The sequence below is a fragment of the Candidatus Binatia bacterium genome (assembly GCA_035631035.1).
Lineage (GTDB): Bacteria > Eisenbacteria > RBG-16-71-46 > SZUA-252 > SZUA-252 > DASQJL01.
Genome location: DASQJL010000043.1, coordinates 20321 through 28886, shown reverse-complemented (window position 1 = coordinate 28886; position 8566 = coordinate 20321). Strand labels below are relative to the sequence as shown.

Here is an 8566-nt window from a genome sequence, read left to right as displayed (position 1 = left end):
GGAGTGATCCCCAGGGCATCGACGGCTCGTCGCATCGCCAGCAAGGACGCCATTCGAATGTTGAAGGCGTCGACCTCCTCCACGCTCGCCACACCCACCCCGACGCCCAGCGCCACCGCCCGTATCTTCACGACCGCCTCTTCGCGCTCTTCGGCGGTCATCTCCTTCGAATCCCGAACGCCGCGCAACCCTCGCGCGTCCGCGGGCAATACGACGCACCCCGCGACCACCGGGCCCGCCAAGGGGCCCCGCCCCGCCTCATCCACCCCCGCGACGAGCTCGCCCCATTGCTCGCGATACCCGTCGTCGAATCGAGCCAGCTTGCTGCGCCTCATCGCCTCCCTGCGGCTCGCGCTCCTTTCCGATCGACTACCCTTCGTCTCCTCCGAGCGACTCGCGCTCCGTCACCTTGGCCGCCTTCCCCTTGCGGCCGCGCAGGTAGTACAGCTTCGCGCGACGGACCTTCCCCTTGCGCGCGCCCTCGATCTTGGCGACCGACGGCGAGTGGAGCGGGAACGTGCGCTCCACGCCGATTCCCGCGGAGATCTTGCGCACCGTGAACGACGTGCGCATGCCGCTGCCGCGAATGTTGGTGACGACACCCTGGAAGATCTGCGACCGCTCCTTCTCACCCTCGATGACGCGAACGTGGACCTTGATCGTGTCACCCGGTTGGAAGTCGAGCGTCCGGTCTGTCGTGAACCGGGTCTCGAACCGTTCGATGGCGCTCATGGCTGATCCGCCTCCCTCTTGATTTCGTCCATCAGTCTTCGATCCTCCTCGCTCCACGCACGGCCCCGGACGATATCGGGCCGGCGCGCGAGGGTCCGTCGGATCGCTTCCCGACGTCGCCAGCGGCGGATCTCTTCATGGTTCCCGCTTCGGAGGACTTCGGGGACGGAACGCCCCCGGAATTCGTCCGGGCGAGTGTACACGGGCGCGTCCAAAAGCGCCTCGGAAAAGGAGTCCGCCTCCGCGGACTCCGCATCTCCCAAAACCCCTGGCTGTAAGCGGCTTACGGCATCGGTAAGCACCAGGGCCGCCGGCTCCCCTCCCGAGAGGACGTAATCGCCGATCGAGAACTCCTCGGCGCCGAGCGTCGCCACCACCCGCTCGTCGATCCCCTTGTAGCGGCCGCACACCACCGCGAGGTGCTTCTCGGCGGCCAGTTCCCGCACCCACTCCTGGGTGAGCACGCGCCCCTGGGGCGATGTGACCAGCGTCCGGGGAGCCGCACCCCCGCACGAGCGCGCGACGCTCTCGTGCGCGGCGACGATCGGCGCGGCCTTCATCACCATGCCCGCCCCACCACCGTAGGGATAGTCGTCGGTCGTGCCGTAACGGTCGTCTGCGAACGCCCGGATCGGGACGAGCACGACTTCGAGCAGCCCCTTCTCGCGGGCCACGCGGATCATCCCCTCGTCCAGCGCCCCGCCGAAGAAACCGGGGTTCAGCGTGAGGATCGAAACGCGCACCGGGGCTACTCCGCCCCGGGCTCCGGAATGCCCGGCAGTCCCGGTGGCGGCTCGACCACGAGGGCTTTCCCCTCGAGGTCCACCGAGACGATCACCCCTTCCAGCATCGGAATCAGGATCTCGTTCTCGTCGTCGTCCACCACCAGCACGTCGTTGCTCCCCGTGCTGAAGATGTCGGTGACCCGGCCGAGCGGCATCCCCGCGGTGGTGCGCACGGACAGTCCCATCAGCTCGAACTGGTAGTGCTTGCCCTCGGGAAGGGGCGCGACCTGGCTCCGCTCGATGGTCAGCTCCTGGCCGTGGAGGGCTTCCGCCTCTTCGCGGCGCTCCACCCCCTCGAACGTCACGAGGAGCCTTCCCTGGAAGGGGCGCGACGCCGCGACCCGCAACGGCCGCGCCTGCACGCTCTCCGGACCCGCGGCGATCATCTCGCTGCCCGGGGCGAAGCGCTCGGGCGCGTCGCTCATCACCTTCACGACCACTTCGCCGCGGAGTCCGTGCGCGCGGGCGATGATGCCGACCAAGACGCGCGGTGTTTCGCCGCTTTCGTCAGCCCCTGCGTTCATGGGCCGCTAGAAGTTCCGGCCGCCTGCGGGCGGCCGGTACACCGGGACATTAATCCGCAATCTCCAGAATCGCCCTATGTCCCTGGGCGGTGGCCGACGCGGTCAACAGCGCGCGCAGCGCGTGCGCCGTTCGGCCCTCGCGTCCGATCACCTTGCCCAGATCGCCCGGCGAGACGCGGAGTGTGAGCACCGTGGTCTCCCCGGTGTCGTGCTCGTCGACGTGAACGCCTTCGGGGTGATCCACGAGCTGACTCGCGAGATATTCGATGAGCGCCTTGGCCTTCATGTCGCCTCCCTGGCGGCGCCGTGGCGCCGCCGGTCGCTCAGCTCTTCTTCTTCTTGGCCTTCTTGACCGCGCGCTTCGGCGCCACACCGCTCTTCTTCTTCGCCCGGGCCTTCGCCTTCTTGGCGACGCCCTTCGTGGCGGCCTTCTTCGGCGCCTTCTTCTTCGCGGCGCCCTTCTTCTTCGCGGCCTTCTTCGGCTTCGCGGTCTCGGCTTCGGCCGCGGCCGGCATCGCGGCCGCGTTCTGCGGCACGAGCCGCGCCGGACGGAGCGCGTCGGGAGCGTGCTTGGCCATCATCACGCCGACCGACTCCGACGGAGTCGCGCCCTTGCGGATCCAGGATGCGAACTTCTCCGCGTCGACCTTGAACGTCGCGGGGTCGGTGAGCGGATCGTAGTAGCCGAGCTGCTCGATGTAGCGCCCGTCGCGCCGGCTCCTCGAGTCGGCGACCACGACCCGATAGAACGGGCGCTTCTTCGCGCCCGCGCGTTTCATGCGGATGACGACCATTCTCTTCTACCCTCCGTCGGTGTTCGGCCCGGGCCGAGCGGCCTCAGCGGCGCGGCATCCCCATCGGGAGCCGCCCCTTCGGCATCTTGCCCATGCGCTTGAGCATCGTCTGCATCTCTTCGAACTGCTTGAGGAGCCGGTTCACGTCCTGCACGGTCGTGCCGCTCCCCTTGGCGATCCTCCGGCGCCTGCTGCCGTCGATGACCCGCGGCTCTTCGCGTTCGCCCCGCGTCATCGACTGGATGATCGCCTCCGTGCGCTTCAGCTCCCGCTCGTCGACCTGAGCGCCGGCGGGAAGCCGCATGCCCGGAATCATCTTCATGATCTCCTCGAGCGGACCCAGCTTCTTCATCTCCTGGAGCTGCCCGAGGAAATCCTCCAGGGTGAACTTCTGCTTCCGGAGCTTCTTCTCTAAGTCCTCGGCCTTCTTGAGGTCGATGCGCTCCTGCACGCGCTCGACCAGGGTGACCACGTCGCCCATGCCCAGGATTCGCGACGCGAGCCGGTCGGCGTGCATCGGCTCGATGCCGTCGAGCTTCTCGCCGGTCCCCAGGTACCGGATCGGTTTCCCCGTCACGGCCCGGAGCGAGAGCGCCGCCCCGCCGCGCGCATCCCCGTCCATCTTGGTGAGGACGAACCCCGTGACCGGAAGCCGCGCCGTGAACGATTCCGCGATCGAGACCGCGTCCTGGCCGGTCATGCCGTCGAGAACGAGGTAGCTCTCCTGAGGCTCGAGCTTCTTGTGGACGCGCTCGACCTCGGTCATCAGCTCCTCGTCGACGTGGAGCCGGCCGGCCGTGTCGGCGATCAGGAGGTCGAAGCCCTCCTTGTCGGCGCGACGACGCGCTTCCTGCGCCAGGGCCACCGGATCCTTCGCCGCGCGGTCCAGGTGCACCGGCGCGCCGACCTGCTTCCCGAGCACCTCGAGCTGATCGACCGCCGCCGGACGCTGGAGATCGAGCGCCGCGAGCAGCACGCGCTTCTCGCGCTTCATCCAGAAGCGCGCGAGCTTTGCCGCGGTGGTCGTCTTCCCGGAGCCCTGGAGTCCGGCGAGGAGCAGCACGGCCGCGCGATTGGCCGGGAACTGGAGCCCTGTCTGCGGGCCCGCGCCGCCGAGGAGCTTCACCAGCTCTTCGTGGACGATCTTCACGACCTGCTGCCCCGGCTGCACGCTCTGGAGCAGGTCGGAGCCCACCGCGCGCGCTTCGACCGATTTCAGGAAGTCGCGCGCGACGTTGAGGTTGACGTCCGCCTCGAGCAGGACGCGCCGGATCTCGCGGAGCGAATCCTTGACGTCCTGATCACTCAAGCGGCCCCGGCCCAACATCTTCCGGAAAACGCCGCCCAGGCGTTCGGTCAGATCTTCGAACATGGCGCTCGCAGAGAACGGGTACGGCGGCGCGGCCCAACGCCGCGGTCGGCGAGGCCAAGTGCCACAAACGGGAGAAGATACCATTCCCCCCGCGGCTTCGGCAACAGGGGATCGGGGCGGGCCTCGATCGGACCTCGTGATCGGCCGTCCGCGGAGGCCCAGACCTCCGCCGCGATATTCGTCGAAACGATACGTCTCCAGCAAGCCCGCTGCACTCGAATCGCGACCCTAGTCGCCCCTCATTGACACCCAGGTTCCCCGCCCGGCCAGCCACAATGTACGCGCGAGTCGAAAATGGTTGACACGAAAATCCGATGTGAGATAAGTTTCTTGCGAGCGGAGTTCCCTGCCGCCTCGTGCCCAATCCGCGGCTAAAACCTAGTCCATCAGGCCGGTCGTTTCTTGCGGGGTTTTAACTTGCGAGTCACGTGGATGCGCGGGGAACTTCCTCAAATTTTTTTTGCGTTCCACTCCCCTCCTCTGCGATTCTGACGTCGCGTTCCCAGTCACCCGTTCCCCAGACGTCGTACCCCGCGGCCGGAATAGGAGCACCCCACTGCGCCAGTGGCTCGCCGTTGCCGCGATCGCGCTCGTCGGTTGCAGCGCGGACGGCATCCATTCCACCCAGAAATTCTTTCCCGGCTCCCAGCGCACCTCGTGGGACGAATGCTCGAAGTTCGGCACGACCTCGAACGAGGTCGCGATCTGCGCGCAGGTAGGACTCCTCCCCGGCGCCTCGGCGCCCTCGTACATCATCAACTTCTTCATTCCGAGCGCGGAGCACGTGCGGATCGCAGTCTTCGACGAGCACGCCTCGCGGATCAAGGTGATCTTCGACGCCGACGAGCCCGCCACGCTGTCGGGGACGTTCCGCCTGCCGGTCATTACGTGGGACTTCACCGATGCGGAGGGCCGCCGCGTCCCGGCGGGCACGTACCGGCTCTACTTCCAGGCGGGCAGCTTCATCTCGACCAGCGACGTGGACGTCGAATGAGGCGGCTCCTCGCCGCCGCCTCGGCGCTGGCCTGTTTCGCGTGGGCCGGCCAAGCCCCCGCTCAGACTTCGGCCGCGCCCGCCGACACCAGCGCTCCCGTACCGGTCACCGCCGCCAGCGCCGCGCGCGCGGCGGTCGGCAACGACAACGACCGGTTTGAGCTGGGCGCCGCGATCGCGGACGGCCCGTTCGACGCCCTCGGAACGTTCGGCTACGAGCGCTACGTCCAGAACAGCGGCCCTCTCGAGCATTGGGTTCATGTCGAGCTGACGGGAGCCTCCGCCCCCTTCCTGACCGAGGGGACGCTCAGCGTCGCCTACTTCCTGCGCCCGCTCCGAACGATCCGCCGCAAATGGGCGATCCGACCGATCCTGGAAGCCGGTCCGGGCGCGCACCTGGTCGTCCAGGTGGCGAAGATCCAGGGTTTCGGGGAGACGGCGTTCCACTCGCGCGGGTATCTGAAGACGCACGCCATCGCGGGACTCGAGACGCTGCTCGGCCGGCACTGGGGGCTGGTCGTGCGCGGCAGGTTCAGCGCCCCCGCGCACCACCCCTTCGACTACGCGCAGATCGCGCTCTTCCGGAGATAGGCCCCCGTGGCCGAGCGCTCGTCGCGCGCGATCGCGGCGGGCGGCCCCTCGGCCGTGATCCTCCCGCCCTCCTCGCCCGCGCCCGGCCCCAGCTCGACCAGCCAGTCGCAGGCGGCCAGGAAGTCCAGGTTGTGCTCCACGGCGATCACGGTACTGCCGCGCCGCACCAGCTCACGCAGCACGCGAAGCAGCGTCTGCACGTCCTTGCGGTGGAGTCCCACGGTCGGCTCGTCGAAGAGATACAGCGTCTCGCCCGCCGAGCGGTCCGACAGCTCCCGCGCCAGTTTCACGCGCTGCGTTTCGCCCCCGCTCAGGGTGGAGAAGGGCTGCCCCAGCCGCAGGTAGCCCAGTCCGACCCGCTCCAGCACCCAGAGGGGCGCCGCCACGTCGGGATCGTCGCGGAAGAGCTGGATCGCCTCCTCCACCGTCTTGTCCAGGAGCGCGTCGATCGAGAGCCCGTGCACGGTCACCTCGAGCACCTCGGGCCGGAAGCGCCGCGCCTCGCACGCCTCGCAGGGGATCCAGAGATCCGCGAGGAAGTACATCTCGACGCGCGTCACGCCCGCCCCCTCGCAGGCTTCGCAGCGCCCGCCCGCGACGTTGAAGGAGAAGGTCCCGGGCGTGTACTTCCGCTGGCGCGCGAGCGGCGATCGCGCGTAGCGCTCCCGGATCCGGTCGAACGCCTTCACGTAGGTCGCGGGGTTGGAACGGGCGCTTCGCGCCACGGGCGACTGGTCCACCATCGCCGCGCGCCGGAAGGGATCGAGCCCGAGCACCGCGTCGTGGGCGCCCGGAGCGGGCGCGTCCTGGTCCAGCGCCCGGGCCGCGGCCCTCCAGAGAACGTCCTCGATCAACGTGGACTTCCCCGACCCGGAGACGCCGCACACGCCGACGAGCGCCCCGACCGGAAACCGCGCGTTCACGTCGCGAAGGTTGTGCTCGCGGGCGCCCCGCACTTCGATCCAGGGTTCCTTTTTCCGCGCCGCGCCCGCCCGCGCCCCCGTCCCGGGCAGCCCGTAGGACGCGCGACCCTCGGCCGCCATCTCGGGCGGCTCGGTCGCCTCGACCCGCGACGGCCATGCCTCGACCGGCCCGGCGTAGAGCAGCGCGCCGCCGCGTTGCCCCGCGCCGGGTCCCAGCTCCACGATCCAGTCGGCGGCGGCGATCACGTCGGGGTCGTGCTCCACGACGATCACCGTGTTGCTCCGCTCCCGCAGCCGCCGGATGACGCGAATCAGCCGCTCCGTATCGCGCGGGTGGAGACCGACCGTCGGCTCGTCCAGGACGTAGAGGGCGTGCGAGAGGGATCCTCCGAGCGCGTTCGCCAGCTCGATCCGCTGCGACTCGCCGCCCGAAAGGGTCTTGGACGCTCGATCCAGCGTCAGGTAGTCGAGACCGACCTCGCCGAGATACTCCAGCCGGCCCTCGACCTCGGTCCGGATCGAGGCGGCCACGGCCTCGCGCACGGGATCGAGGCGGAGCCCGGCGAAGAAGGCGCGCAGCTCCCCGACGGTGGCGCCGAGGAGCTCGGCAACGTTCTTCCCGCCGACGTTCACCTCCATCGCCTCCGGCTTGAGCCGCGTCCCGCCGCAGACCTCGCAGGGCATGGCCTCCTGATAATGCTTCACCAGGAACCGCGCGCTCGACTTGTACGACTTGAGCTGGAGCCGTTCGAGGAAGGGAAAGACGCCCCGGAACCCGGGCGCGCCGTGGAGGAGGATGCGCTGCTGCTCTTCCGGGAGGCTCGCGAACGGGACGTCCAGCGAAATGCCGCGCTCCTTGGAGAGGGCCTCCAGCTTGGGCATGAAATAGGCGCGCCAGGAGTTCTTCCAGGGGTCGAGCGCGCCCTCGCGCACCGTCTTCTCGGGATGCGGCACCACCCGATCCAGCGTGAACGTGAGGACGTTCCCGAAGCCGCGACACTCGGGACAGGCGCCGTAGGGACTGTTGAAGGAGAAGAGCTGGGGGCGCGGATCGGGGAAGGTGCGGCCGCAGGTGACGCAGGTCCGCCCGTCGGCAAAGGTGAGGACTTCGCCGGAGGGCCGCTCGATGTCCAGCCGCCCCTCCCCCTCGCGCCACGCCAGCTCGATCGCCTCGCGAAGGCGCATCCGGTTCTCGGCGCCGGCGCGTACGCGATCGATCATGACCCGGATCGGCCCCTTCGAGCCGGCCGGAATCGGCTCGTCCAGCCGGAGCCAGCCCTGCGCGCCGCGCGGCTGCGCGCGCACGAAGCCGGCGGCGAGCGCGCGCGCCCACACCTGGGGCGGCCGCTCCCCCGGCCGGGCCGGAAGCCCCGCGGCGACGACCAGGTCCTCGCCCTCGAACCGGAGCGCCGCCTCCAGCACCGAGTCCACGCTGTAGCGCGGGACCACCGTGCCGCACTGCCCGCAGCGCGTCTCGCCCACGCGCGCGAGGAGGAGCCGGAGGTAGTCGGCGATCTCGGTGACGGTGCCCACGGTGGAGCGGCCGGTCTGCGCGGCCGCCCCCTGGCGGATCGCGACCGCCGGCGAAAGCCCCTCGATCCGGTCGATCTCGGGCCGCGGGAGCCGGTCGAGGAACTGCTTCGCGTACGTGGAGACGCATTCGACGTAGCGCCGTTGCCCCTCGGCGTAGATCGTGTCGAAGGCCAGGGACGACTTCCCCGAGCCGCTCACCCCGGTGATCACGGAAAGGGCGGCGTGCGGGAAGGAGACGTCGATTCCCTTGAGGTTGTTCTGCCGGGCTCCGAAGAGCCGGAGGCGGGTGTCGGGAGCAACGAACGCGCGGCGCGGCACG

The 8566-nt window shown here is 69.4% G+C and carries 9 protein-coding genes and 1 pseudogene; 2 read left to right on the top strand and 8 right to left on the bottom strand.

The annotated features are described in order from the left end of the window. The 7 genes and pseudogenes from VE326_04175 to ffh all read right to left on the bottom strand — a co-directional run. Positions 1 to 335: ribonuclease HII (locus tag VE326_04175; GenBank protein HYJ32393.1), on the bottom strand; the 335-nt coding region annotated here is incomplete at its 3' end. A gap of 34 nt (positions 336 to 369) precedes the next feature. Then, positions 370 to 732: a 50S ribosomal protein L19 gene (rplS, locus tag VE326_04170; GenBank protein ID HYJ32392.1), complete on the bottom strand. Its 363-nt coding sequence runs from the start codon at positions 730 to 732 to the stop codon at positions 370 to 372. Continuing rightward, positions 729 to 1475 (bottom strand): tRNA (guanosine(37)-N1)-methyltransferase TrmD, encoded by a 747-nt coding sequence (gene trmD, locus VE326_04165; GenBank protein HYJ32391.1) that lies wholly within the window; start codon positions 1473 to 1475, stop codon positions 729 to 731. Before trmD ends, rplS begins: the two co-directional genes overlap by 4 nt. Before the next feature lie 5 nt (positions 1476 to 1480). Next, on the bottom strand, positions 1481 to 2041 hold the full coding sequence (gene rimM, locus VE326_04160; GenBank protein HYJ32390.1) for a ribosome maturation factor RimM: 561 nt from the start codon (positions 2039 to 2041) through the stop codon (positions 1481 to 1483). Between the two features lie 49 nt (positions 2042 to 2090). Then, a complete protein-coding gene (locus VE326_04155) occupies positions 2091 to 2327 on the bottom strand; it encodes a KH domain-containing protein (protein ID HYJ32389.1) in 237 nt (78 codons plus the stop codon). Positions 2328 to 2610: 283 nt separating this feature from the next. Then, a pseudogene (gene rpsP, locus VE326_04150) lies at positions 2611 to 2835 on the bottom strand (30S ribosomal protein S16). Between the two features lie 43 nt (positions 2836 to 2878). Beyond that, positions 2879 to 4207, bottom strand: a complete 1329-nt coding sequence (ffh, locus tag VE326_04145) for a signal recognition particle protein (protein HYJ32388.1) — start codon at positions 4205 to 4207, stop codon at positions 2879 to 2881. A 460-nt stretch (positions 4208 to 4667) separates the two neighbouring features. Between ffh and VE326_04140 the strand changes: the two genes are divergently transcribed. Both VE326_04140 and VE326_04135 read left to right on the top strand, forming a co-directional pair. Next, a complete protein-coding gene (locus tag VE326_04140) occupies positions 4668 to 5201 on the top strand; it encodes a hypothetical protein (GenBank protein HYJ32387.1) in 534 nt (177 codons plus the stop codon). Beyond that, on the top strand, positions 5198 to 5791 hold the full coding sequence (locus tag VE326_04135; protein HYJ32386.1) for a hypothetical protein: 594 nt from the start codon (positions 5198 to 5200) through the stop codon (positions 5789 to 5791). Before VE326_04140 ends, VE326_04135 begins: the two co-directional genes overlap by 4 nt. On the opposite strand, the gene uvrA is transcribed toward VE326_04135, so the two are convergent. Next, positions 5761 to 8565 (bottom strand): excinuclease ABC subunit UvrA, encoded by a 2805-nt coding sequence (gene uvrA / locus VE326_04130; GenBank protein ID HYJ32385.1) that lies wholly within the window; start codon positions 8563 to 8565, stop codon positions 5761 to 5763. The two genes, VE326_04135 and uvrA, sit on opposite strands and share 31 nt — an antisense overlap. Between the last annotated feature and the right edge of the window lies 1 nt (position 8566).